General features: G+C 56.7%; 24 protein-coding genes and 1 other RNA gene. 16 read left to right on the top strand and 9 right to left on the bottom strand.

Annotated features, from left to right (window positions below):
- The 5 genes from mqo to FO268_RS04545 all read left to right on the top strand — a co-directional run bounded on the left by mqo (position 1) and on the right by FO268_RS04545 (position 7,571).
- Entirely contained in the window at positions 1-1,482 is a 1,482-nt protein-coding gene (gene mqo / locus FO268_RS04565; RefSeq protein ID WP_150990217.1) for a malate dehydrogenase (quinone), read from the top strand.
- 152 nt (positions 1,483-1,634) lie between these two features.
- Positions 1,635-2,867 carry an ATP-grasp domain-containing protein gene (locus tag FO268_RS04560; RefSeq protein WP_150990215.1) on the top strand — a complete coding sequence of 411 codons (1,233 nt, stop codon included), beginning with the start codon at positions 1,635-1,637 and terminating at the stop codon, positions 2,865-2,867.
- A gap of 53 nt (positions 2,868-2,920) precedes the next feature.
- Positions 2,921-4,945 (top strand): hypothetical protein, encoded by a 2,025-nt coding sequence (locus FO268_RS04555; protein ID WP_150990213.1) that lies wholly within the window; start codon positions 2,921-2,923, stop codon positions 4,943-4,945.
- A 32-nt stretch (positions 4,946-4,977) separates the two neighbouring features.
- On the top strand, positions 4,978-6,648 hold the full coding sequence (locus FO268_RS04550; RefSeq protein WP_150990211.1) for an acetolactate synthase large subunit: 1,671 nt from the start codon (positions 4,978-4,980) through the stop codon (positions 6,646-6,648).
- A gap of 50 nt (positions 6,649-6,698) precedes the next feature.
- On the top strand, positions 6,699-7,571 hold the full coding sequence (locus tag FO268_RS04545; protein WP_150990209.1) for a hypothetical protein: 873 nt from the start codon (positions 6,699-6,701) through the stop codon (positions 7,569-7,571).
- An 8-nt stretch (positions 7,572-7,579) separates the two neighbouring features.
- Here the strand turns inward: FO268_RS04545 and FO268_RS04540 are convergent, their stop codons facing one another.
- Positions 7,580-8,179 (bottom strand): exopolysaccharide biosynthesis protein, encoded by a 600-nt coding sequence (locus tag FO268_RS04540; RefSeq protein ID WP_150990207.1) that lies wholly within the window; start codon positions 8,177-8,179, stop codon positions 7,580-7,582.
- Positions 8,180-8,416: 237 nt separating this feature from the next.
- On the opposite strand from FO268_RS04540, the gene FO268_RS04535 reads away from it, so the two are divergent.
- From FO268_RS04535 to FO268_RS04520, 4 genes are all read left to right on the top strand, one after another.
- Positions 8,417-9,043, top strand: a complete 627-nt coding sequence (locus FO268_RS04535) for a peroxiredoxin (RefSeq protein WP_150990204.1) — start codon at positions 8,417-8,419, stop codon at positions 9,041-9,043.
- A 165-nt stretch (positions 9,044-9,208) separates the two neighbouring features.
- Entirely contained in the window at positions 9,209-9,754 is a 546-nt protein-coding gene (locus FO268_RS04530; protein WP_150990201.1) for a rhodanese-like domain-containing protein, read from the top strand.
- Positions 9,755-9,849: 95 nt separating this feature from the next.
- Positions 9,850-11,466, top strand: coding sequence for a tetrathionate reductase family octaheme c-type cytochrome (locus FO268_RS04525; protein ID WP_225316498.1), 1,617 nt, complete (start codon positions 9,850-9,852; stop codon positions 11,464-11,466).
- On the top strand, positions 11,463-12,065 hold the full coding sequence (locus tag FO268_RS04520) for a cytochrome b/b6 domain-containing protein (RefSeq protein ID WP_150990198.1): 603 nt from the start codon (positions 11,463-11,465) through the stop codon (positions 12,063-12,065). The genes FO268_RS04525 and FO268_RS04520 overlap by 4 nt, the downstream gene beginning before the upstream one ends.
- Here the strand turns inward: FO268_RS04520 and FO268_RS04515 are convergent.
- From FO268_RS04515 to FO268_RS04505, 3 genes are all read right to left on the bottom strand, one after another.
- A complete protein-coding gene (locus tag FO268_RS04515) occupies positions 12,062-13,024 on the bottom strand; it encodes an SLAC1 anion channel family protein (RefSeq protein ID WP_150990195.1) in 963 nt (320 codons plus the stop codon). The two genes, FO268_RS04520 and FO268_RS04515, sit on opposite strands and share 4 nt — an antisense overlap.
- 71 nt (positions 13,025-13,095) lie before the next feature.
- Positions 13,096-13,539 (bottom strand): hypothetical protein, encoded by a 444-nt coding sequence (locus FO268_RS04510; RefSeq protein WP_150990192.1) that lies wholly within the window; start codon positions 13,537-13,539, stop codon positions 13,096-13,098.
- 170 nt (positions 13,540-13,709) lie between these two features.
- The gene (locus tag FO268_RS04505; protein ID WP_150990189.1) at positions 13,710-14,618 is read right to left on the bottom strand and encodes an MBL fold metallo-hydrolase; all 909 of its coding nucleotides are present in this window, start codon (positions 14,616-14,618) and stop codon (positions 13,710-13,712) included.
- A gap of 277 nt (positions 14,619-14,895) precedes the next feature.
- Between FO268_RS04505 and FO268_RS04500 the strand changes: the two genes are divergently transcribed.
- Together FO268_RS04500 and FO268_RS04495 are read left to right on the top strand one after the other, a co-directional pair.
- Positions 14,896-16,167, top strand: a complete 1,272-nt coding sequence (locus tag FO268_RS04500; RefSeq protein ID WP_150990186.1) for an NAD(P)/FAD-dependent oxidoreductase — start codon at positions 14,896-14,898, stop codon at positions 16,165-16,167.
- 134 nt (positions 16,168-16,301) lie between these two features.
- Positions 16,302-17,000: an SOS response-associated peptidase gene (locus FO268_RS04495; protein ID WP_150990183.1), complete on the top strand. Its 699-nt coding sequence runs from the start codon at positions 16,302-16,304 to the stop codon at positions 16,998-17,000.
- A 42-nt stretch (positions 17,001-17,042) separates the two neighbouring features.
- On the opposite strand, the gene ssrA is transcribed toward FO268_RS04495, so the two are convergent.
- From ssrA to smpB, 3 genes are all read right to left on the bottom strand, one after another.
- Positions 17,043-17,406: a transfer-messenger RNA gene (gene ssrA / locus FO268_RS04490) on the bottom strand.
- Positions 17,407-17,487: 81 nt separating this feature from the next.
- Positions 17,488-18,915 carry a WS/DGAT/MGAT family O-acyltransferase gene (locus tag FO268_RS04485; protein WP_150990180.1) on the bottom strand — a complete coding sequence of 476 codons (1,428 nt, stop codon included), beginning with the start codon at positions 18,913-18,915 and terminating at the stop codon, positions 17,488-17,490.
- A gap of 140 nt (positions 18,916-19,055) precedes the next feature.
- Positions 19,056-19,535, bottom strand: coding sequence for an SsrA-binding protein SmpB (gene smpB, locus FO268_RS04480; protein ID WP_137435843.1), 480 nt, complete (start codon positions 19,533-19,535; stop codon positions 19,056-19,058).
- A gap of 179 nt (positions 19,536-19,714) precedes the next feature.
- Between smpB and FO268_RS04475 the strand changes: the two genes are divergently transcribed.
- From FO268_RS04475 to FO268_RS04465, 3 genes are all read left to right on the top strand, one after another.
- Complete coding sequence (locus tag FO268_RS04475; RefSeq protein ID WP_150990178.1) at positions 19,715-21,349, top strand: sodium-dependent transporter; 1,635 nt, start codon at positions 19,715-19,717, stop codon at positions 21,347-21,349.
- A 75-nt stretch (positions 21,350-21,424) separates the two neighbouring features.
- Entirely contained in the window at positions 21,425-21,871 is a 447-nt protein-coding gene (locus tag FO268_RS04470) for a type II toxin-antitoxin system RatA family toxin (RefSeq protein ID WP_150990175.1), read from the top strand.
- Entirely contained in the window at positions 21,871-22,149 is a 279-nt protein-coding gene (locus FO268_RS04465) for an RnfH family protein (RefSeq protein WP_150991653.1), read from the top strand. The genes FO268_RS04470 and FO268_RS04465 overlap by 1 nt, the downstream gene beginning before the upstream one ends.
- Before the next feature lie 7 nt (positions 22,150-22,156).
- On the opposite strand, the gene FO268_RS04460 is transcribed toward FO268_RS04465, so the two are convergent.
- Positions 22,157-22,483 (bottom strand): outer membrane protein assembly factor BamE, encoded by a 327-nt coding sequence (locus FO268_RS04460; RefSeq protein ID WP_150990172.1) that lies wholly within the window; start codon positions 22,481-22,483, stop codon positions 22,157-22,159.
- A 122-nt stretch (positions 22,484-22,605) separates the two neighbouring features.
- On the opposite strand from FO268_RS04460, the gene fur reads away from it, so the two are divergent.
- Positions 22,606-23,016: a ferric iron uptake transcriptional regulator gene (gene fur / locus FO268_RS04455; protein WP_150990169.1), complete on the top strand. Its 411-nt coding sequence runs from the start codon at positions 22,606-22,608 to the stop codon at positions 23,014-23,016.
- A 109-nt stretch (positions 23,017-23,125) separates the two neighbouring features.
- Here fur and recN read toward each other — a convergent pair whose 3' ends face one another.
- Positions 23,126-24,805: a DNA repair protein RecN gene (gene recN, locus FO268_RS04450; RefSeq protein WP_150990166.1), complete on the bottom strand. Its 1,680-nt coding sequence runs from the start codon at positions 24,803-24,805 to the stop codon at positions 23,126-23,128.
- Between the two features lie 245 nt (positions 24,806-25,050).
- On the opposite strand from recN, the gene grpE reads away from it, so the two are divergent.
- Entirely contained in the window at positions 25,051-25,686 is a 636-nt protein-coding gene (gene grpE / locus FO268_RS04445; RefSeq protein ID WP_150990163.1) for a nucleotide exchange factor GrpE, read from the top strand.
- Positions 25,687-25,770 lie beyond the last annotated feature (84 nt).

The raw sequence follows: 25,770 nt of genomic DNA, 5'->3' as shown, positions 1-25,770 counted from the left end.
ATGGCCGTTAGACAGGCAGATGTAGTGCTGGTCGGCGGTGGCGTCATGAGCGCTACCCTCGGCATGATGCTCAGGCAGCTTGATCCTTCCCTGGACATCGTCATGGTGGAGCGTCTTGATCACGTGGCCCATGAAAGCACCGACGGATGGAACAACGCAGGTACCGGGCACGCCGGCTACTGTGAACTCAATTATACGCCGGAAACCGAAGAGGGCGACGTCACGATCGACCGCGCCCTGAAAATCAATGCGTCGTTCGAAGTCTCGCTGCAGTTCTGGTCGTACATGGTTGAGCAGGGCATAGTGCCGGAGCCCAAAACCTTCATCAACCGTACACCCCACCAGAGTTTTGTCTGGGGCGAAGACGGGGTGAAATTTCTCAGGCGTCGTTACGAAAAGCTCAGTGCCCACCACCTGTTCCGTGAAATGGAATACACCGAATCCCCGCGGGATCTGGAAGAGTGGATGCCATTGGTAGTGAACAACCGTGATCCGATGCAGAAGGTGGCCGCAACCAGAATCAACCACGGTTCGGACGTGGATTTCGGCTCCCTGACCCGCAGCATGGTGGAGCACCTGCAGAGCACGCCGAATTTCGAACTGATGCTCAGTAGCCCGGTACATTTCCTTGCCAAGCGGGACAACGGACGCTGGAAGGTGCGGGTGAAGAACCAGAAAACCGGTGAACTGACCAAGCTGGAGGCGGGGTTTGTCTTTCTGGGGGCTGGTGGTGGCGCATTGCCGATGCTGCAGAAGTCCAACATTGATGAATCCAAAGGTTATGGCGGATTCCCGGTCAGTGGCCAGTGGCTGGTATGTCAAAAGCCGGAAATCGTTGAACAACACCACTCCAAGGTTTACGGAAAGGCGCCGATCGGCGCTCCGCCGATGTCCGTGCCGCACCTGGATACACGCATCATCAATGGTGAGCCGGCCTTGCTGTTTGGCCCCTTCGCGGGTTTCACCACGCGTTTTCTGAAGCAGGGCTCGGTGTTTGACCTGTTCGGTTCGGTCAGCTCCACCAACCTGTTTCCCATGCTGTCTGTGAGCCGGACCAACATGGACCTGACCCGCTACCTCATAGGAGAAGTATTTCAGTCTCACAGTGACCGCGTGGCATCACTGCGCAACTATTTTCCGGACGCAGAGGAAGACGACTGGCGTTTGCAGGATGCCGGCCAGAGGGTGCAGATCATCAAGAAGTCTCCGGATGGTGGCGGTAAGCTGGAATTTGGCACCGAGATTGTCGCGGCGAAAGATGGCAGCCTGGCAGCCCTGTTGGGTGCTTCTCCCGGAGCTTCAACGGCAGCCCATGCCATGATCGATGTGATCGAACGTTGTTTTCCGGAGCGAATGAAAACAGCCGAATGGCAGGAGCGCATGAAAGTCCTGGTGCCTTCGTACGGTCAGTCGCTGGTAGATGATGAGCAATTACTCAACAAAGTGAGGGAGCGGACCCTTTCAACCCTGAAATTGGGGTGATATTACCAAACGATCTAAAAAACTCAGAAGCGCTGGCAGCACTGGCTTAACCGCCCGTACGGTCAGCGCTTTTTGCGTTTCAGGGGGGCGATTCGGTTGCGATTTGTAACTAAATCGTTACGTTATAAATACACACCCAAAGGAGAAGGCATATGAGCGAGCACAAGTTCGATCCGAATAAAGGTTATGTTGCACTCCTGGGCTGGAGCCTGAACGCGATAGAAGCCGCGGACAAGTTTGACCGCCGTTATGTCGTCGTCGCCCCCGATTGGGCCGAGGCCTACTGCAAAGAACACGACATTCCCTATATTCCATGGAATTTCGAGCGCCTGAACGATCGTTCTGTTGAAATAGCCCAGACACTCAAAGAGATGGGCGTGAACGTGGCGATCCCGCTATTCGAGGAAACCGTGGAATGGGCCGGTGCCATCAACTCGGTACTGATGGACCAACCCAAACTGTTTGGCCAGTCCCTGTTGCTGCGGGACAAAGCGTTGATGAAGCGCCGCGCCCAGTTGGGCGGAATCCGGGTGGGTATTTTCGAGGAAGCCCATGATCGGGAAGACGTTATCCGCTTCCTAAAGCGCGTAAACCAGACGCTGCTGAAACTCGACGGTGACCCCAACGACCCGATTCACCTGAAGGCGTTCGACAAGGCCGGTTGCCTGGGCCACCGGGTTATCCGCACACCTGATGAGGTGGATACCATCCCCGACGAAGAGTTCCCGGTGTTGATGGAGTCGCACCTGGACGGGTGGGAATTCGCGGTTGAGGCCTGGATTCACAAGGGCAAGGTCGCCTTTCTGAACATCTCCGAGTACGTCACTCTGGGTTATTCTGTATTTGTACCGGCTACTCCGGATCTGGAGAAGTATCGTGAACAGATTACCCGTGAGATCGAAAAACTGATCAAGACGTTCGACATCGAATTCGGGTTTATTCACCCGGAGTACTTCGTGACCAGCGACAGCACCATGTACTTTGGTGAGGTCGCGTATCGGCCGCCGGGTTTCAAAGTATTCGAGCTGCTTGAGCGCGCCTATGGCTTCAATGCCTACCAGGCATTGATCATGACCTTTGACCCGAAAACCACCGACGAGGAAGTGAAAGCCTTCTTCCCGAAAGAGGTGGTGGATGCCTCGGGCTATGCCGGCTGTTTCGGCGTCTATCCGCGTCGCCGTGTTGTCAGTAAGCTGGAAATGCCGGAAGAGACCGAGAACCACGAGTATTTCGAGTCTCACGAACTGACACCGCCGATGGAAGAAACCGTCACCAAGCGTACCGCGTTTGGTACACACTGGGGCCTGATTTACTTCTTTGGTGAAGACCCCTATGTGATGAGAGATTTGCTGAAACATCAGGAAGAACTGGATTTCTATGTATAATTCCACAAGGAATTAACAACAACGGGTCTGGTCCAGACTCTGAGGAAGACAGTTTGAGCAACTCCGACGCTGGAAATCCGGCACCTGTCGTCAATTTCGATAAGCTGGTGCAGCGACTGGATGATGCAATCACGGCTCTCGAGGAGAGCCGTAGCTTCGCGAAGGCGGGCAAGCTGCCCCGGCTGTTCGATATCGTTCGCCGGGTGCTGCTTCAGCCCGGGGGCTGCCTTGCGGTCCAGGAGCGCGCCGAGCGAATTGAAAAAGCCGGCGTTTTCTGGGGCACCGACTGGGCAGACCCCTCCATTCTTTTGCCCTCGCTGACAACCTACTCCCTGCAAAGCCCCCATGCCGATACGGTTATCATCGAAGCCCTCAGTGAACTGAGGTTGCTGGCGGTGGCTCATGGCGATTATCTGCATGAGTCGGTATCGGCAGAGCAGGCGCACCACTACCTGACCCAGGTGCTGGCGATCAACCTGAATATGCTGTTTGGTGAGTCCGGTGAGGCTGAGCGGGAGCAGGGCAAGCTTGCACTGATCAGTCGCGCGGTCGTGCAGCATGTTGCCGAGCAGATCGGCTATGAGCATGTGATCGACCGGCTCATCGAGGAGATCTGGCGAATACTGCAACAACGGCCCATCCAGGTGACCAGTGTGCGGCAGATGATTACCCAGATTGCACTGTGCCGGGTGGACCCCAATGTCGACCTGGGTGGCGCCGGCCAGGGTGCAGAGCGCCTGATTTCAAGCCTTTATGGGCCAACCCAGGCTTGCCGGGAAGACCCGGGTATCCCGGTTTACGAGGAGCGCCTGCAATCCATGGATTCGGGTGCCCTGCAGAGTGAGGCCACCGGATTTGCCCGCTCCATGCATGACACCGGCCTGGTGTCGCCCTATCACGCTGCATTTGTGCGCTACATTCTGGAAAAACAGGATTCCATGCTGACAGAAGCGCTGGGCCTGTCCAGTACCGGCCGCGACTGTCTGTTGTGCTACAAGGACCTGGTGAACGAACTGGTCAGCGAAGGCGTGTATCCGGAAACGGCGCAGGGCCTTTATGGTCTGGCACTGATGCTGGAACGGGGCATTCTCTACCAGCCGCCATTGGCCCCCGCGCTCTGGCGGCAGGCGCGCCTGTCCATATGTCCGGAGGCGCGTGACCGCATCCAGCTGGCCTACGGATACCAGCCCCAGCCCAAGGCCTGGCTGATACAGGGTGTGCTGAACATGCTGGGCCAGCCCCTTGGGGTGGGGCAGGGCAATAACCCGACGTGTCAGTCTGCCCGTGCCTTGTCCATGTGGGCCTACAACGATCCGGACTACCTGCTGCAGATGGTCGCCTGGGCCGCGCGGGACAACGAGATCATGATGCACTTCGAGGGGCAGCCGGTCTCCTCGGCAGCCAGCAAGGGTGGCGTTGCCTCGGAAGTAACACTGGATCTGGACCCGGTATCGCTGGTTGTAGTGCCACATCTGGACAGGATCTATGCGGAAATGGGCCGCATGTGCATCGGCCGGCAGGGCGACCCTCACCAGTGGGTAAACCCCGAATTCCATGGCTGGTCGGCCGGGCGGGGGTTTCGAATCAATGTGGACGTGGCAACGGGGCAACTGGAGGACCTGGAAACCTTCCTGCGGTATTTCTACGCCAGCTACCACCCGTACTACAACGGCAACCAGCCATTGATCCACCCGCAGCCTGCTGGCGTAGCAGTTACTGACAGTGCAGCCAGGTTTATCGGCTGGCACGCAATTACCATACTCCGTGTCACCCTGGACCCGGACGACATTATGCGGGTGTATTTCTTCAACCCGAATAACGACAGTGGGCAGAACTGGGGTGACGAGGTGGTGGTCAGCACGGCGGGCAAAGGCGAGCGGTTTGGTGAGGCCTCCCTGCCTTTTGAACAGTTCGCATCACGGCTGTACATTTTCCACTTCGACCCTCTTGAGCGGGGAGAGCCTGCAGAGGTTGGCGAGGATGAGCTGGAACGGGTGATCGGCCGCGTGCACCGCAGCTGGGGCCGTGACAGGCTCCCGGCTGACGCGCTCCAGGCTGAACCGCTGCGGGGAGCGTGACTCCAGACTCACTATCCAGAACAGGAGAGAGGATGACCGCACAGGCCGATAACCGCCGCAACGGTGCAGAGTTGTTTGTTCATGCCCTGGAAAACGAAGGTGTTCGCTATATCTTCGCGGTACCGGGGGAGGAAAACCTGGACCTTCTGGAGGCCCTGCGCGAATCCAGCATTGAGCTGATACTCAACCGCCACGAACAGGCAGCCGGTTTTATGGCCGCCACCTATGGGCGGCTGACCGGACGGGTGGGTGTTTGCCTGTCGACCCTCGGCCCCGGCGCCACCAACCTGGTAACGGCGGCTGCCTACGCCCAGCTTGGCGGTATGCCCATGATGATGATTTCCGGGCAGAAGCCCATCAAGTCATCCAAACAGGGGTTATTCCAGATTCTGGATGTGGTGGACCTCATGCGTCCCCTCACCAAATACACCCGCCAGATCAGCAACGCCAACACCATTCCCGCGAAAGTACGGGAAGCCTTCCGCCTGGCTTCTGAAGAGCGCCCGGGTGCAGTTCACCTGGAACTGCCGGAGGACATCGCCTCGGAAATGGCGGACGCCGATACCCATATCTTCGAGCCCAGTGACGCTCGCCGGCCGTCGGCCAGTACCAAGAGCCTGGATACCGCCTGCGACATGATCAGAAAATCCAGGCACCCCCTGATCATGATAGGTGCCGGCGCTAACCGGAAACGGGTGTCCCAGGCACTGATCCATCTGGTGAATGTCACCGGTATTCCGTTTTTCACCACCCAGATGGGCAAGGGCGTGGTGGACGAGCGTCATCCCCGCTATCTGGGCAACGCTGCGCTCTCTGCCGGCGACTTCGTGCACTGTGCCATCGACCACGCCGACCTGGTGATCAATGTGGGGCATGACGTCGTCGAGAAGCCGCCCTTCTTCATGCAGCCGGGCGGCAAGCAGGTTATCCACGTGAACTTCAGCGGGGCCGATGTAGACCCGGTCTACTTCCCGCAGCACGAAGTAGTGGGGGATATCGCCAACAGCGTCGAATACCTCGCGGAGCAATGCGGCCAATGCTCGTCCCATGATTTCAGCCGGTTTATGGAAGTAAAAGCCTCTGTGGACAGCCATCTGGCGAAAAAAATTGATGACAGCCGCTTCCCTGTCATCCCCCAGCGCATTGTTCACGACGTACGCCAGGTCATGCCGGAGGATGGCATCATTGCGCTGGACAACGGTATGTACAAACTCTGGTTTGCCCGCAATTATCCGGCATACGACAACAACACCGTGTTGCTGGATAACGCCCTGGCCTCCATGGGGGCCGGTCTGCCCAGTGCCATGATGGCTGCCATGCTGTACCCGCACCTGAAAGTCATGGCGGTGTGCGGCGACGGCGGTTTCATGATGAATAGCCAGGAACTGGAAACCGCCGTGCGGCTGAAACTCAACCTGGTCATACTGATCATCAACGACAATGCCTACGGCATGATCAAGTGGAAACAGTCCCAGGAAGGCTTCGCGAATTTCGGGCTGGATTACAACAATCCGGATTTCGTGAAGTACGCCGATGCCTATGGCGCCGCTGGCCATAACATCGCGCGCACCGAAGACCTGCAGCCCACCTTGAAGAAGGCCCTTGCTGCAGGCGGCGTGCACCTGATCAATGTGCCTGTGGACTACAGTGAAAACCGCCGCGTGTTTGATGAAGAATTGGTAAAACTGACCTGCAACCTGTAGCCGATGTAGTATTATTCGCTCTGAACTGACATCAGGTTGAGGGCGATTGGATGACTTACGCGTGGTTGAAGGTGGCGTTACTGTCGCTGGTGATGGCTATTGCCGCCGGGTGCAGTAAACCGGAAACACCCCAGGAAGTGGCCGCGGAGTTCTGGCAGGCCATGGCCGAAGACGACGCCGATGCCGTCGTCGATCTGTCCACGCTTGCCGACCCCTCTGCCTTCGACCGTTATGGCCGCGACTGGTTTGAAACCGTGCCGGACTTCGGACGGGTTATTATCGAAGAGCGCGAAGCCTCCATTGTTACCCGCCTTCCGTCCGAGAACGGTGCTTCTGGTGAGCGCCTGGAAGTGATGACCTATCTTGTGCAACAGAACGGTGAATGGCTGGTCGATTATGATCGTACCGGAAAGGCCATCATGAACCCGTCACCGCTGGATGGCCTGATGGGTGAGATCAACAGGCTGGGTGAGCGTCTGTCGGCGACCTTCAGCCAGTCCTCTGACGACCTGACCCTCCAGATGGACGCAATGGCCCGCGAATTCCGCGCCTACTCGGACGAAGCAAGCCGCAAGGCCGAACAGGTCATCGAAAGCTATGGCCGTGCCTTGCAGGAGTTTATGGAAGAGCTTGAAAAGTCCGTCGAAGAAGCCCTGGAAGAGAACCAACAGGCCCCCGCCCGCGATCGGAGTGCCTTGCAGCAAACCGCTGCAGACCTCAACCAGAGCAGCAACAGACTCGACGAACCGGATTTTGACGCTTTCGCCGACAGCTCCCGGGCACTGGCCGAGGCCGGCGCACGTTTTTCGCAGTTGAGTGACGAGTCCTTCAACAGCTACCAGCAAACGTGGTCTGCCAAACTGGATGAAATCAGTGGGCGCACCAACAGGTTTTTTGAAGACCTGAAAGACAGCGCCCAATAGTCGGCGGGCTAAGCCGCGAGGCTGGTGACCACGACCCAACCGGTCACCAGCGTGAATGATGTCGCCAGAATAGCCAGCACTCCGTCCCGTGCCACAATAGCCAGACCGAACGCTATGAGCGCTGCGCCAGCGCCATTGGCACTGAAGGGCACCACCTCCATCAGGGGCATGCCCATGGCTACGGCCATGCAAATGATCGCCATGACATAGAGCCCCGGCCCGTCAACGAGAAAAACCAGCCGTGGGCCGGTCCACCTGTCGAGAAACCGTGCCGGCTTTTGCAGCCAGTCCAGCCCTTTCAGTAGTTTGTCCTGTGGAACCGAGCGCCGCGCTATCCAGGATGGCAGCCAGATGGAATTCCTCTGGAACAGCAGTTGCCCGAGTGTCAGCAAAACCACCAGGCCCAGAATTGTCGGAACACCCGGAATATCCCCGATCAAGGGTGCGATGGTAATCAGCCCTGCAAACAACACGACCGGCCCGAATGAGCGTTCTCCCACACCATTGAGGATGTCGCGCACCGTCACCTGGTCAGCTCCCGTCGTCGACTCACGGATCTGGTCCAGAAGCTGTTCCATATTCGTCGCTTCATTGTGGTCTCTATACATGCTGTATACCGCTAATCCATCCGGGTCGCCTTGAATTATAGCGACACAGGCCTGCCCTGATCGACCTGGAGCGCATTGCGATGGATTCATTGGGCCTTTACGGTGTGACAGGTGATTTGATAAATCTATTTGATCTATAGATATAACTATGATGCATAAGTGAGAGTAAACAAGGTATGGTTATTCTGACTTGAGGGGCACCCCCGCCTCCACCAGCAAAACCCGAGGAGATTCACCGTGACTTTAAGACTTGGCGATACCGCACCGAACTTTACCATTGACAGCACCGCAGGCCAGATCAATTTCCACGACTGGGCAGGGGATTCCTGGGTATTCTTCTTCAGCCACCCGGCCGATTTCACGCCGGTGTGCACCACCGAAATGGGCCGCACCGCCCAACTGGCGAAGGAATTTGAGGCCCGCAACGTGAAGCCGCTGGGTTTGTCCACTGACACCGTTGAAGAACACGTCAAGTGGATCGAAGACGTCAACGATACCCAGAACTGCGACCTGCAGTTCCCGATCGTCGCTGATGCCGACCATAAAGTGGCCGAGCTGTACGAGATGATTCATGCCGGTGAGAGCGAGACGGCAGCCGTACGCAGCGTATTCATTATCGACCCGAACAAGAAGATCCGCCTGACCATGACCTATCCGATGGCTGTGGGCCGGAACTTCGATGAGATCCTGCGGGTGATTGATGCGCTCCAGACCGGCGACGCGAACAACTGTGCCCTGCCCGCCGACTGGCGCAAGGGTGACGACGTGATCATTCCGCCCTCCATCTCCAACGAGGACGCCAAGGACCTGTTCCCTAATGGCTGGAACGAGATCCGTCCCTACCTCCGCACAACCAGGCTCTGATTGGTTTGACGGATACAAAGGGCGCCTGCCGGTTGGCACACGCCCTTTGCCTTTTTGATCAGGGTCAAGCTCGGGGTTATAAGCTTATTACCGTGCTTGAGAAGTCCTGTATCTCGGGAGTATGTTGAATAAACGGTCGGGAAAGTCCGATTCAGGAGAAATGAAATGACACGCTTAATGTTCGGCTTTTTATTGGCACTGGTTCTCAGCTTCAATGCCCACGCCGAGGACGCCCTTTCTCTCACACCCCAGCAGACCTATGACATGGTTCAGGAGCAGGGTGACGAGATTCTGTTTGTGGATGTCCGGGACCCGGTGGAGATCATGTTTATCGGCTATACCGATGTGATCGACAAGAACATTCCCTTCAAGCTGGTCGACCGCTCTGAGTTTCTTGCCGACAAGGGCCGGTTTGCCATGAACACCAATCCGGATTTCGTGGCTGATGTGGAAAAGGCCCTGGAGGAAAAGGGCCTGGACAAGGATGCCCTGATCATCACCATGTGTCGCTCCGGGGCTACCCGCGGGAAGCCAAGCGCTGATTATCTGTTGGAGCGTGGCTTCACCAACGTGAAATACATCGATCATGGTTTCCAGGGCAGTGGCGCCAAAGACGGCAAGAAAAAAGGCATGAGAATCGTCAACGGCTGGCAGAACGAGGGCCTGCCATGGTCCATGACACTCAATCCACAGAAAATTTATCGCCCATAATGGCGGTCTGTAGGTTAACGACTCTGAAGCCGCAGTAACAGGGGGTTTGTCGATACTTCTGGTGGTCCCGGGGCCGGGATCATGGAGGAGAACACGTGAAAATACCGGGCTGGAAATATCTGGTTCGTTTTGGCAGGCCTGGTGCCCGAATAGTGCTGGCCGGAGCATTGATTTGCTCCGGCTTTGCTGTTTCTGGGGCCGAGCGTCCGCCCGCCACTGCTGATCACAGCAAATTCGAGGCGCTAGAAGGGCCGTTCCAGAACGCCCGGGACGTCACGGAAGCCTGCCTTGGCTGTCATACCGAGGCCGGTGAACAGATCCGGGAAACCACGCACTGGACCTGGACCTATGAACACCCTGAAACCGGGCAGACGCTCGGCAAAAGCGAGGTCATAAACAGCTTTTGCGGAATGGCAATCACTAATGAGCCACGTTGTACCTCATGCCATGTGGGTTACGGCTGGCAAGACATGGGGCAGCCACCGCCCACCGCAGACAACGCTGTCGATTGCCTCGTGTGCCATGACACCACCGGTGATTACTGGAAGTTTCCCACCCTGGCGGGTTATCCCACTGACAAGCCCCGGGAATGGCCCAAGGGCAGTGGGATAATGGTTCAACCGCCGGACCTGGAAAACATAGCGCAGAACGTCGGCGCCAGTGGCCGCGCCAACTGTGGAAGCTGTCACTTCTATGGTGGCGGCGGTGATGGCGTAAAACACGGAGACCTGGACTCCTCTCTGGTGGACCCACCGCGGACGCTGGATGTTCACATGTCACCAGACGGGTTGGATTTTGCCTGTGCCGACTGCCACACCAGCTGGGGCCATCAGGTGGCCGGTAGCCGATACCAGGCCACTGCCGCCGATACCCTGGGCATTGATGTGCCCGGGCACACGGATTTCAGCCGCGCCAGTTGCCAGTCCTGCCATGGCGATTCGCCCCATCCGCAACAGAAACTCAACGACCATGTCGATACCCTGGCCTGCCAGACCTGTCATGTGCCGGAATTCGCCCGCGGCGGAGTTCCCACCAAGACCTGGTGGGACTGGTCCACCGCCGGCAGGCTGGATGAAAACGGGGGCCCGATTACCGAGTACGATGAGCACGGCCACCCCAGTTATCTGAGTGAAAAAGGGAACTTCCGCCACGGGGAAAATGTGGTGCCCACCTACGCCTGGTTCGACGGCACGGTGAAATATACCCTGGTGGACGAGCGGCTGGATGTGGAGCACCCGCCTGTCGCCATCAACCGGGTAGAGGGGAGCCCGGACGATCCCGGCTCGCGCATCTGGCCGTTCAAGGTGATGGAGGGCAAGCAGCCCTATGACACCGAACGGGAAACTCTGCTGGCTACCCATGTGTTCGGCGCCGACGACACGTCACTGTGGAGCAACTTCAGTTGGCCAAAAGCCTTGATGGCGGGAAGCGAAATGTCCGGTATGCCTTTCAGCGGCAATTACGACTTCATCGAAACCACCATGCACTGGCCTGTCACCCATATGGTGCCACCGGCGGAACAGGCACTGGATTGCGCCTCCTGCCATGCCAGTAACAGCCGCCTGGCGGGTCTTCCAGGAATCTATATGCCGGGGCATAACGGTAACCGCTGGCTGGATCGCGTCGGCTGGTTGCTGGTGGCTCTGACTCTGGCGGGCGTGGTGCTTCATGGTCTGGCAAGGATTGTGCTCAAGGGGAGGAAGTCGTCATGAGCCGGGTAATGATCTACAAGCGTTTCGAGCGGTTCTGGCACTGGTTCCAGGCACTGCTGATATTCTCACTGCTGTTTACCGGTTTCGAGATTCACGGCAGCTATTCGGTGCTTGGCTTTGGAGAGGCAGCCCGGCTGCATACCCTTGCCGCCTGGGCATTGATCATCCTGTGGCTGTTTGCCATTTTCTGGCACATCACCACGGGAGAATGGCGACAATACATCCCCACGAAAAACGGATTGTTCGCGGTCATGCGCTACTACCTGATCGGTACCTTTACCGGTGAAGCGCATCCGTACCGTAAAACCACGCGGGCCAAGCACAACCCGCTGCAACGGCTGGCCTATTTGTTTTTCAAGCTGATGATTACACCGGTCATCTGGCTCAGCGGTCTGCTTTACCTGTTCTACAGTGACTGGCCGGCAACACTTTCGGGCGTGCTGGCGCTGGAGACGGTAGCTTTGATTCATACCGCAGCCGCCTTCGCGATGCTGATATTCATTATTGCCCATGTGTACATGGCAACCATGGGCCCGAAGCTGACCAGCCTGATCAAACCCATGGTCACGGGTTATGAGGATCTGGAAGATTCCCGCTAGTCCTCTATGCAGATCGCCCGGTGCCGCACGGCCTGGGCTGTCTTGCTTATCAAAACCGCAATCAGAACCGTCAGTAACGCCAGCAGAGCCACACCCAACCATTTGAAAAAGGGTAGCTGCAGCTGTTCGTACATCAGGAAGGTCGCAATAGTGATGGCGGCCATCGGGAACGAGTAGGCCCACCACGACAGGAAGAACTCCAGCCGCAGGAATCGGGTTACCTGGGTCAGCAGCATGAGTGTCAGGAAGATCGCAACGTAGTAGAGCACGCGGCCAAACGCGTTGATCTCGCCAACCAGCTGGAACCATGAAACAAAGCCTGCAGCAGGTGGTGCGATCAGGATAAACAGAGTGGGTAGCAACTTGGCCGGCAGTGGCTGGTGAAAGAACATCCGGTAGAAAATAATGGTCAGCAACACCAGCCAGAAAACCAGCCCGATGCTGAAGAAAAACCAGGAGATCTCGGGAGAGGCATGCCCGACACCCGCAATGGGTACCAGAATGTTACCAACGATGGGGATAAACCAGGCCGGGTTGATGTGAGCAACCTCGAAGTGGGTCTGGTGTATCCAGGCCGACAGTACATAAAGGGTAAAGCAAAGGTGCAATGCAGCCCCGATGGCCCAGCAGGTCAGGGAGAGACCGTTACTGTAGGGCAGAAGCGCGACACTTAACAGGATAAGGCCGATGGATATGGTCGGGAAGAAGTTGAGCTTAATGGGATGGGTAAACTCCGCTTTTACCTGATCCGGATATTTAACAGCCTTGGCCAGGTAGCACAGTAGCAGCACCAAAAATGCGGTGATGGTGAGCCCAAGCAGAATCGGGCTGGGACTCACAGAAAGTCCCAGTAAGTCTTCCGCCTGGTGCCAGGCAATGCTGAATCCGCTCATCCCCATGATCACAGCGAACCAGGAAATCGGAAAATTCTGTAATCGGGAGGAGCGCACCTCAGTCATCTGGTTACCTCTGGCTCTTGATTAAACGAGGAATGCCCGGGTGGTTTGCCCGGGCATTCCGACAAGCAGGATCAGAATGTGAATGTTCGCATCTTCGGATTCAGCATCTGTCCAGTCATCTCCGGGGGCATCGCAACACCAACACCGTCAATCAGGTCTTCCTTGCCGTTGTCGCTGTTGGGCAGGTACAAGGCACAAACTTTTGCTTCACCGCCTTTCTTGAGCAATCCGCGAAGCATCTGGCCAGGCGTGAGATCTTTTGGTTTCAGCGCTGGCGCTTCATAGGATTTCAGTGCCAGGTCTCCCGCCTTATCACACAGCAGTACATTAACTTTAGCACCCTGCTCGGCCATGGTATTGGATAACACCATGGCCATACCCTGGGTCTGCAGGGAATCGCTGGAGAGGATGACCAGTACTTCTTCAATAGCCTCTTTGTGGTTATCAGCATGAACGCTGATCGGTACAAGCGCAATCAGAGCGGCGGCCGCCAGGGCCTTGAAAGATTTGATCATGGCAAAGACTCCTTCTTCAGTTGATCGATAGATGTCATGCCCAGACTACGTGGCCTCAGCGTCCTCTTCAGTGACAAAGTCACTTTCGCGCCCCTTATCCGGATCTGGCTAAAAAAAAGCCGGGCTATGAAGCCCGGCAAAAAGGGGTTGTTTCCGGTTACTGCACATCATTACTCCCAGGCAGCGCCCTCCAGGGCATTCAAAGGAATCTTCAGATAACGCTTGCCGTTGGCCTCAGGTTCCGGCAGCCGCCCACCCCGGGTATTTACCTGAAGGGCATGGAGAATCAGCTTGGGCATGGGCAACTCGCTGTCGCGCTCATTGCGCAGGTGCACATACTGTTCTTCCGTGGTGCCGGCCAGGTGCTTGTTGGCCTGCTTCTGTTCCCGCACAGTGCTCTCCCACTGGGGCTCGCGGCCACCGGGCATGTAATCGTGGCCAGTGAATAGGCGGGTATCGTCCGGCAGCGCGAGAATGCCCTGAATGGACTCCCACAACTGATGGGCATCGCCACCCGGGAAATCGGCACGGGCGGTTCCGAAATCCGGCTGGAAAATAGTGTCGTGCACGAATGCCGCATCACCAATCACATAGGTGACAGAGGCCAGGGTGTGGCCCGGGGAAAACATTACACGGCCCTTCAGTTCACCCACCCGGAACTCATCGCCGGCACGGAACAGATGATCCCACTGGGACCCGTCGGCGGGGAAGTCCGGCCAGTTATAGATACCTTTCCACAGCTCCTGAACACCGGTCACATAGCCGCCGATGGCCGTTGGAGCGCCGGTCTGTTCCTTCAGATACTGAGCCGCCGAGAAGTGATCGGCGTGGGGATGTGTGTCCAGCACCCACTGCACTGAAAAGCCCTGCCTGCGAACGTACGCCAACAACTCATACGCATGGTGGGTTGCTGTGGCGCCGGATTTTTCGTCGTAGTCCAGAACCGGATCGATAATGACACATTGTTTTGTATCGGGGTCGCTGACCACGTACTGAACGCTGAAGGTGCGGGGATCGAAAAAACCCGCCACATCAGGAGTGCCTGGTCTGGTTGCAGGGGAATTCTGGAAAATGTTCATGAGCGCGTCCTCCTCGTCTGAAAGCGCTTGGGTTTTGCTCTATGGTTATTAGGTTATAGCTATTAGGTTTATCTTTCCAATTGCCCAAGGCAATGCATGTAATGCTTAAAAACAATCGGACAATAAAACTTGATTGGTAATGACTAATTATATGAATGCGAAGCAGTGACCAGGGCTCGCATATAAATAAAAAATCTAACGATAGAACCGTTTGTTTGGTAGGCTTTGACTTATCTCAAGCGTCATGAGCACCACACAAAGACAAGAGGTTCGATGCATGATCAGTAACACAACAACACCCAGGGGCGAGTTCAAAACCCATACGGTATTGATCGTCGGCGGTGGCGCCGCTGGCATTTCGGTCGCGGCCAGCATTCAAAAAAGGGACCGGAATCTTGATATTGCCATCATCGAACCGGCTACAAGGCACCACTATCAGCCGGGCTGGACGATGGTCGGAGGTGGCGTTTTCCGGCCGGAAGTGACCTCCAAAGCCATGTCAGAAGTGATGCCCAGCTTTGTGTCCTGGTATCAGAAGGGAGTAACCGCCGTTAATCAGGATCTCCATCAGGTGGAACTGGATGACGGCTCGTCCATTGGTTACAAGGCGCTGGTTCTGGCGCCGGGGCTGGAGCTCAACTGGGGCGGTATCGAGGGCCTTGAAACGGCGTTGGGTTCGAACGGCGTCACATCCAACTATCGCGAAGGCATGGCCAGTTACACCTGGGAGATGGTGCAGAATCTCAAGCAAGGCCGCGCACTGTTCAGCCAGCCCCCCATGCCGATCAAGTGTGCCGGTGCCCCCCAGAAAGCCATGTACCTGTCTTCCGACTACTGGCTAAGGCATGGTGTGCTGAATGATCTGGATATCCAGTTCCACAATGCCGGTGCGGTGCTGTTTGGGGTCCCGGATTACGTGCCCGCGCTGGAAGCCTATATTGAAAAGTACGGTATTGATCTGAATTTCCAGAGTACTCTGGTGGCGGTAAACGGCCCTGCCAGAACCGCCGTGTTCCGCAATACCGATGGGGATGGCAGCAGCCAGGAGCGGGAAGTGGAATTTGATATGCTGCACGCGGTGCCACCCCAGCGCGCGCCCAGGTTCATCCGGGAATCCGCGTTGGCCAACGAAGGCGGCTGGCTGGATCTGGAAGATGACACCCTGCGCCACAAAACCTATCCCGATATCTTCGGCCTAGGTGACGTCAGCGGTACCGGCAATGCCAAAACCGCCGCCGCGGTTCGCAAGCAGGCACCGGTTGTGGCTGAAAACCTGATTGCCAGCCTGCGTAATGAACCGCTGCGCGCAGCGTACCTGGGCTATGGCTCCTGCCCCCTCACGGTGGAGAATGGCAAGATTGTGCTGGCGGAATTCGGTTACGGCGGTGTTCTGCAGCCGAGCTTTCCAAAGTGGATTAACGACGGCACCAAAGCCACGAAAGCGGCCTGGTGGCTTAAAGCGAAGCAACTGCCCACTCTCTATTGGCATGGAATGCTGAAAGGACATGAGTGGTTGGCCAGTCCAGCCGTTCGCGCAACCGCCGATTGAGAGGGCGGAGCCGGGCTAGCTGGTGGTAAGGGGCGCACTGAACGAAAGACCAACGCGGTAATTATCGCGATGCCTCTTGCGCTCTTAAGCGCGCAGGCCTTAACTGAGGAGACCAGGAATAGTCGAGGTGAAATATGTGCGGCCGATACAACGTTATCGACGACCCTCTGGTCCAGGATCTCCTTGAAATACTGGGCATCCCCATTCGCGCCCAAACCCGACTCAATATAGCACCAGGTGCCAAAGGCCAGATCGTCTACGAAACCAATCAGGGGCGAACGCTGCAAGACGCTCTCTGGTCACTGCTAATAGAACGCAAGCCAGATCGCTCCGGCTATCGTCCCTCACCAAAATACAGCACCTTCAACGCCCGATCGGGAAGCCTGGGAACCAGTCCGCTCTGGAAAAAACGGTTTCACTCCCAGAGGGCCATCATCCCGGCCAGCGGTTTCCACGAATGGGCCGGAGAGAAAGGGCATAAGCAGTGCTACAACATCCATCCCGTTAAGAGTGCTATAGCCTTCGCAGGCCTGTATGAACTCTGGGATTTCGAGGGGGATATAGTTCCCTCATACACCATCATCACCCTGCCGCCACACCCCAGGTTCAGCCACATCCATCCGAAGAGCATTCCACTGATGCTCAAACCGGAAGACTTCGATATGTGGCTGGACCCACACCTGACAAACACAGATCCACTCCAAAACCTGTTGAAAACCAGCATCAGGGAACCGTTGTTGGTGGAGCCGATAAAGTCACCGGCGAGCTTGGAGAAGGTGGGGGAGGGTGAAGAGATTGCTGCGGATGGTATGCGCGTCAAAACGTCAAAATGAAGCATAAAAAAAGGCCCCGTTTCAGGGGCCTTTTCGGTTGGTTGGTGGAGACGGCGGGAATTGAACCCGCGTCCGCCAGTACTCAGCCTTGAGATCTACATGCTTAGCGTCTCTCTATTGATTTAAGTTCAAGCGACCCGAGAGCCAGGGTGCAAGAACCGAGTTCTTTGAATCTTAGCCGTTAGCCAGTGAACTCTGGATAACGGAGCATCCCGTAAGCGATGACGTCCTGAGATGTAGCTCTGGGCTACGGGCGACCCAGTCAGGACGACTAGCAGCTTACGCTGCTAGTGCGTAGTTTTCGTCGTTTGCGACTATTGCGTTGCAGCTTTGGATTAACGAGATTGGCTGCCATCTCGACATGCACCCAAGGGTTCGCCACCAGCGTCGAAGCCATGTCGTCCCCTTATGCTCAGTATATGTGTCCGATTTGCCGGACTTCAAGGGTTGTTTGTTGTTGTTTTGTGCTTTTGGCCTGTAGTTGTACCTACGCCACTTTCTCTTTCCTGCGTTTGGGGGCGCCCTGGCGGCCCGCAAGGGCCGCATGATTCAGAGCTTGAAAGCTTTGCAGGAAGTAGTTCATTACTGCATCCGGGTCGGCGTGGATGGCTTTATCGACGGTAATGCCGAACTGCACAGTGCCGTCGTAGCTGAGAATGCTCATGCCGATGCCGATATTGCCGCTCTGAGGCACCCAGAACATGGGTTGTGTCAGCTTGCTGCCCGCCAGGTACAGGGCATATTTGGGTCCAGGCACGTTGGTCAGTACTGCGGAGGCTTTGTTGCTTAGCAGGTCCAGGGCCCGCCGTTCAATAACATCAGGGCCGCGGCCAAATAAATCCAGCAGGCTGTAGGTAACCTGGGCCTGGTAAGACCGCTTAAGCCGGTTCATATTCTCCTGTACCTGCCGGAAACACATGATTGGGTCCTCGACTTCCACCGGCAGGGTAACCAACACCAGTCCGAACTTGTTGCCGAGGGTTTCGATGGGTTGGTCAAGAGGCCGCAAGTTAAAAGGAACGGCAACGCGAATTCCGCATTCCGGGATGGCTTCCTGATGCGCTGCAAAATGCCGATGCAGAGCACCGGTGACTGTACACAGCAGTACATCATTAATGGTGCCACCCAGTGCCTTGGCGCAGGCTTTTACGTCGGCCAGCTCCAGAGGGTCTGCCCAGGCAACCTGTTTGCGTCCGGAAAGAGGTTCTTTCAACCCGGTTTTGGGTTCAATGGGGGCCAGGCCGAGTTTGATAATGTCCAGGGCCACGGCGCTGGCGGTCGAGGCCAGTTTAAGGGGGTAATTAGGCTCTTCACGAACGGACTGAATGAACAGCCTCCCCTGGTTTGTGGCGGTCTGGAGGTTGTCCACCGTGCGGTGGAGTAGTTGCTGGAATGCGGATCGCTTGCGCGGTCTTGAATGGCGCTTTGACACCACTTTGCTGAGTTTTGGTTCTGGCGTTTTATCAGTCAGTGACAGCATGACCCGAACCAGCGAGATGCCGTCGGCAATACAATGGTGGACACGAATCAACAGTGCGCTGCCACCTTCATAATTGTCGATGTAATGCATTTGCCAGAGCGGCTGCCGAAAATCCAGAGAAGTGCTGTTTAGGTCGCTGACCAGTTTCTGTAGCTCGGCTTTATCAGCTTTGCCCGGCAGCGCGATCTGGTGGAGGTGGTTATCCAGGTCAAACAGGGGGTCATCCTGCCAGCAGGCCCGGTCTCCAACATCGACAACTCGTTGCCGGAAGCGGTCGAAGCAGAGGAAGCGCTCCTCAATCGTGTGCCTGAGGCGGCTCATGGAAACGGGGCGGTCAAGCATCCACACTCCGCAGATCACCATGTGATTCTGAGGCGTGTCCATTCTCAGCCACGCGTGGTCAACGGCGGACATGGGTGTCTGTTTAGGTGACATAAGCTCTCCCTCTGCCATGCACCGGAATTTCCGAGTATAGGTCTGTTGGAAATCTGAACAAAGAGAGTGAGTATGCGACACACCGGCCAGGCGCGCCCATGACCGGTGTCAGAAATTTCGCGTTATGTGCGGCTTCGTGCTCAGAGGTTGGTATCGCGCAGGATGCGCTGTTTCTGGCGATTCCAGTCCCGCTCTTTCTCGGTGGCGCGTTTGTCGAACAGCTTCTTGCCTTTCACCAGGGCAATTTCGCACTTTACCTTGTTCTTCTTCCAGTAGAGTGCCAGCGGAATGCAGGTGTAACCCGCCTGGTTCACCTTGCCAACGATCTTGCCGATTTCCTTGGCGTGCAGTAGCAGCTTGCGGGTGCGGGTCGGGTCCGCAATCACGTGGGTGGACGCGGTAATCAGCGGTGTGATGTGGGAGCCGAGCAGCCAGGCTTCGCCGTCCTTCAGCAGTACGTAGGCATCGGTCAGCTGCGCCTTACCGGCCCGCAGGGATTTCACTTCCCAGCCCAGCAGTGCCAGACCGGCCTCGAAGCGTTCCTCGATGTGGTATTCGTGTTTTGCCTTTTTGTTCAGGGCAATAGTGGCGCTTGGCGCGCCGGGTTTCTTCTTGCTCATGAATCGGTGATCCGGAGTCGGACAAGGAATTTACCGGGCGTATTCATGCCGGAAAAGCGCGCATTGTAGCTCAGTAGTGCCAGACTGGTCACGAAATCGGCGTGATTGGCTGCATTGATAGTCGTATGGGGCGTAATTCCTCCGCTACAATGTCCCCTCAGATGTCGTCAGGGAATGGAATGCCTACTCCATACGAAACTCCAATCGGGTCCTGGACCCGGCCAACTACCTTTTTCTGGGCTGCAACAGGGGCGACCTTTGGTCTGGCTAATGTATGGCAGTTTCCCTATCTGGCCGGCAACCATGGCGGCGGGCTGTTCATTCTGCTCTATCTGCTCTGTCTGGTGCTGGTAACCCTGCCTCTGATGGTCACCGAGTCGGCCATGGGGCGCCATTCCCGCCATGGTCTGGTGCTGGCTATGGATGGGTATGTGCGCAGAGCCCGGTGTTCCCGTGGGTGGGTCTGGGCAGGCCGGTTCGGCATTCTGGCTGCATTTCTGGTGCTTTCCTTTACCGCCGTTTTTGGTGCCATTGCCCTGGCATACGTGTTTTATGGCGCCATGGGACGTTTTATGGGTACCGGGGAGGCGGAGGCAGCCGGTCTGCTGTCTGCGCTGGTGTCTGATCCGAAGGACTATCGGATCTTCATGGCATGGCACGGGTTCTTCCTGCTGCTGGTTATCTGGGTCTCGATGCAGGGTGTTGTTGACGGAGTTGAACGCGCTGTGCGGGTAGTGGCTCCGGCGATGTTACTGATGCTGCTGGTGCTCTGTGGCCTGGCAGTATGGACGGGTGAGTTTCGCAGTGCGTCCAACTTCATGCTCAGTTTCCACCCTGATGATGTAACGACGGAGAGCCTGCAGGCTGCCCTGTTTCATGCGTTTTTTACGCTGGGGCTGGGTATGGGGGTGTGGACGCTGTTTGGTGCCTATACGCCGGCTGGCACGCACCTGAAGCGCTCAGTGGTCGCAGTGGTCCTGATGGATACCCTGATCGCCATTGTTGCCGGCCTGGCGATCTATTCGCTGGTGCCGGGAGGGCACTCCATGGAAGGAGAGCGCGGTTTTGGCCTGCTTTTCCTTTCGCTGCCGGTGGCACTATCGGACCTGCCAGGCAGTCAGTTCCTGATTGCGACCGTGTTCCTGGTTGTGGTGATGATTGTATGGACCACCTCGCTTGCCCTGTTGGAGCCGGTGGTGGGGTGGTTTCGTGAATGGACAGGGGCTCCGCGGGGATGGTCGGTATTTTTGATGGGGGTGCTGGTCTGGCTGGTCGGGCTCGGGTCTTTGCTGTCCTTCAATATCTGGTCAGAAGTCCGTTTCGCTGGCGGAACCGTTTTCCGGTGGCTGGAGCTGGCTACCGGTGGCCTGTTGATTCCGTTGGTGAGTGTCCTGGTGGCGGCTTTTACCGGCTGGTGCCTTACCCGTAACCTGACCTTCACCATTCTGGGCAGGGCGCCCGGGCTGTTCCGGGGTATATGGTTCTGGGTAATGCGGCTGGTGCTGCCCCTGGTCGTTGCATATATCGGTATTCAATACACGGCTGTCTCCCTGGCGGCTATGTGCAATAGTGGAAGTGTGGCGCTCTGGTGTGGTCCGGCAGAGGCAATAGCTCGAGAGCCGGCGGGCGGGGAAGACTCCGGGGCCGCTCCTCCGGAAGCACAGGGGGCAGATACCCCTGAAAAAAAGGAGAGCGACGCTGATCAGGAGGACGGCACCGAGCCTTCGGAAAAGGAAGGTGGCAGTGAAGAGGATGGCGCAAATGGGGGCGAGGGTGGTCCCAACGACGGCGAGATCCTTTATCATAGCGTCTGATCAAGGCTGACTTCGCTGGTAAGACTCCCGCAGTGTCATCTATTAAAGTTTGCAAAAGCAGGACGTTCGCCTCCAATGCCCCATCAGATCGATAAAACCGCGCTGGTTATGCACCCGGCAGACCGCATGTTTCACCTGGTCAACGACGTAGCCCGTTACCCCGAATTTCTCCCCTGGTGCGCCGACACCGAAATTCATGAAGAGACGGGTAATCAGATCGTGGCTTCCATGGATATCGCCAAGGGTGGAATTCGCCATCGTCTGACCACTCGTAACCAGCTTTTAATGCCGGATACCATCGAAATGAATCTGGTGGACGGGCCGTTTCGGAATCTGAGTGGACGCTGGCACTTCAAATCTCTTGATGACAATGCCTGCAAGGTTATCCTCACCCTGGAATTTGAGTTTTCCGGCTCCCTTTCGCGGATGACGTTCGGGCCGGTATTCAATCAGGCTGCCACTACAATGGTGGACGCTTTTTGTCGGCGAGCAGACGAGCTTTATAAAGGGGGTGGGGCGTGATCAACGTGGAAGTAGCGTTCGCCCGGCCAGACAAACAGGAAATCATCCATCTACAGGTGGAGCAGGGCACATCTGCGGTAGAGGCGGTGAAGCGTTCAGGTATTGCCGCTGTGTTTCCGGAAATTGATCCGGACAAGGACGATATGGGTATCTTTGGGAAGGTGATCAAGAATCCGTCTGATCATGAGTTGCGGGATGGCGACCGGGTGGAGATCTACCGGCCGCTGAAAATCGATCCCAAGCAGGCCCGGCTGAACCGGGCAAAGAAGAAGGCTTGAGGCCGGCTCAGTACGCTGGTGTTTCATCCTGCAGTTGTGCTTCGTAATACGAATACTGCTCGTTTTCGTAGTACACAATAACCCGCTGTTCCTTGATGTCGCCTCCGCGGCGCTGGAACGTGTAAACGTAGTATTCACGGGAAGGATCGGCCGGATTGGTCATCAGCGGTGTTCCCAGCACGGAATGAACCTGGCTGCGGGACATGCCTTCGGTCAGTGAAGTCAGCTCTTCGTCAGTGAGTATGTTTCCCTGTTGTACATTTATCTTGTACACGCCTGGGAACGCACAGCCAGTCATGATGAGAGTGAGAATGAGAGCTGTGATCTTTTGCATCGCCGGGGGAAATCCTCTATCTTGAAATCGCCTGCCAGGGGCAGGTGTGACACGGTCTGACCGTTAACATGCGGCTCCATCATACCGGAAGCCGTGAAGCACACCAAAGAGTGAATCGTAACATGTCATCCGAAAACACCGAATTGCGAAAAGTCGGGCTGAAAGTCACTCTTCCGAGAGTGAAAATCTTCAATATTCTGGAAAACTCCGAGGAACATCACCTCAGTGCCGAGGATGTCTACAAAAAACTGCTGGAACAGGGCGATGACGTGGGCCTGGCGACGGTGTACCGGGTGCTGACCCAGTTTGAGGCTGCGGGCCTGGTTCTACGCCATAACTTCGAGGGTGGTCATGCGGTCTTCGAGATGGCTGGTGACGACCACCACGACCATATGGTCTGCACGCAGACCGGTGAAGTTATTGAGTTCGTCGACGAAGTTATCGAGGAGCGGCAACAGAAGATTGCCAGGGAGCGCGGCTATGAGATCGTCGACCATAGCCTGATTCTGTACGTAAAGCCTATCAAGTCCTGATTGCCGGGAGCTGGCCAGGGCTGAATTCGAATTAAAAAAGGGGCGGGTGTTAACCCGCCCCAACAACTCTCAGGATCGAGAGGGGAATGCGCCTGATTTCTGCATGTCTTCAGTGATGAGTGGCCTGGCCCTTCGTGAACATTTCGTGGGCGTGGGCAATGGTGTGTTCGGTCATATCAACCCCGCCCAGCATCCGCGCCACTTCGCTTACCCTGCCATTGTCATCCAGCGATTCGATTTTCGAGTAGGTGGCGTCAGCTTCCGTAAACTTACTGACGAACAGGTGCTGGTGGCATTGGGCGGCTACCTGGGCAAGATGCGTTACGCACAGAACCTGCCCGTTGTCGCCAAGGCTTCTCAGTAAGCGCCCCACCACTTCCGCCGTACCCCCGCCAATGCCCACATCAACCTCGTCGAATACCAAGGTGGGCGTGGTAGAGGTTTGAGCAACCACTACCTGGATAGCCAGACTGATGCGCGACAGTTCGCCACCCGAGGCTACCTTGGCCAAGGGTCGCGCTGGCTGACCGGGGTTGGCGCTGACCAGGAATTCGATGTCCTCCAGGCCATGGGGTGCCGGTTCGTCGCCCTTGTTGCGATTCAGGTGGGTGACAAACTGCACGGCCGGCATGCTCAACTGGGCCAGCTCTTCGGCAATCCGCTGGTCCAGATTCGCGGCGCCCTGCTGGCGCGCTCCTGACAGTTGTCTGGCCAGCTCGTTGAACTGGCCAAGCTGTGCTTCCAGTTCCGCTTCCAGCTTTTCAACGCTGCCTTCGCCATCATCCAGTGAGGCCAGTTCTGCACTGAGAGTCTGGTGGAATTCAGGCAGAGCCTCGGGAGCGATCCGGTGTTTACGGGCCATCTGGTAAATGGCGCTCAGGCGCTCCTCTACTTCGGTCAGCCTGGCGGGATCTGCGTCGTAATCTTCTACGAAGTGGCGCAGGTTATCGCCGGCCTCGGTAATCTGGATCTGGGCTTCATTCAGCATCTGGATGGTTTCTGCCAATGCCGGTACTTCCACCGGCAATTGTTCCAGTTGCTGTAGCGCCTGCCGAACAAGGTTCGCGGCGCTATTGTCATCTTCGGTGCACAGCAGGGTGGCCTGGTGGCTGCCATGCAGAACGGCGTCTGCGTGGCTCAGCTGTTCCTGTTCCTTCTCCAGCAGCTCCTGCTCTCCTTCTTCCAGGGCCAGCCGGTCAAGTTCTTCCACCTGGTACCGCAGTAATTGCAGGCGGGCTTCGGCTTCGTCCGCGTTCTGCCGGCGCTCGGTCAGCCGCTGGTGAGTTTTGTGCCAGATTTTCCAGGCCTCTTTGGTCTCGTCCGCAAGGGTTTCAGCAGCAGCAAATTCGTCCAGCAGTTTGCGGTGGGTTTCCTTACGGAGCAGTGACTGGTGTTGGTGCTGGCTGTGGATGTCCATCAGGGCGCTGCCCAGATCTTTCAGGTGCGCGAGGGGGCAGGGCTGACCATTGATGTAGGCGCGGGAGCGGCCATCCTTGCTGATAACCCGGCGCAGGATGCATTCGTTCTCGTCATCCAGCTCGTGTTCTTCCAGCCATTGCCTGGCTTCGGCGATTGCGGAGACATCAAAGGTGGCGGTGATATCTGCGCGTTTGGCACCATGCCGTACGGCACCGGCATCCGCACGGCCCCCCATGGCCAGGCCCAGGGCATCCAGTACGATGGACTTGCCCGCGCCGGTTTCCCCGGTAAGGGCTGTCATGCCTTTTCCAAACTGAAGTTCAACCCGCTCGGCAATAGCGTAATTGGAGACGGTGAGCTGTGTGAGCATGCAGATATCCTCCGCTCGATTCCTGAATACTGTGATTACATACAGTGACTGTGAATATATACAGGGTTTTTGCTGTTTGCAAACATCGGCTGGAGAATTTGTGAAGGAATGGCGTGCTCAACGGTTGAAACATTTGTTAAGGGCCCCATATCGGTTCGCAAACACAATTTTCCTGGCTGGGTAAGGCCGGGAGCAATAGTTAACCGGCCGTTGATTGGGCCGTAGACGACCAAGCAGGAGTAGCCATGAGCGCTGACGAGAAGCATTACGACCGGGCTGAGGAAGAGCTTAGGTATGCCGCTGAAGCGGCCGACCAGGGTAAAGCTGCCACTGAAACGGCCGACCAAGGTAAAGCTGCCGCTGAGGAGGCCGAAGAGAGCTTTCCCGAAAGCGATGTTGATGCACTGAAGGCGCAGGCCCAGGAGTTCCAGGAGCAGATGTTGCGCTCCCAGGCCGAGATGCAGAACGTCCGCCGGCGCGCCGAAATTGACGTCGAGAAAGCGCATAAGTTTGCGCTGGAGAAGTTTGTGAAGGAGCTGCTGCCGGTTGCTGACAGCCTCGAGAAGGCTGTGGAAAGCACTGAAGGGCATGAGGATTCCGGAGAGCTTGTGGCTTCTATCCGGGAGGGGGTCGAGATGACCCTGAACCTGTTTATGAACAGCCTCAGGAAGTTCAACGTTGAGCAGCTCAATCCGATCGGTGAACCATTTGACCCTCAGCAACACGAGGCGATGTCCATGGTGCCGGCGCCCAACGCCGAGCCCAACAGCGTAGTGGCCGTAGTACAGAAAGGCTACATGTTGAATGAGCGGCTGGTCCGCCCCGCGATGGTGGTGGTTGCCAAGGCCGAGGATGCACCAAAAATCGACGAACAGGCTTGAAAAGCAGATTAACGCGCCAATATAGCCAGTAAACAGGCAGCGCAACGGGTTTCCCGAAAGCTTTGCCGGTACTGGTTTAAAGGT

The organism is Marinobacter denitrificans, assembly GCF_008795955.1.
Taxonomy (GTDB): domain Bacteria; phylum Pseudomonadota; class Gammaproteobacteria; order Pseudomonadales; family Oleiphilaceae; genus Marinobacter; species Marinobacter denitrificans.
The sequence above is the reverse complement of the archived record's forward strand: the minus strand, read 5'-3'. Positions and strand labels throughout refer to the sequence as shown.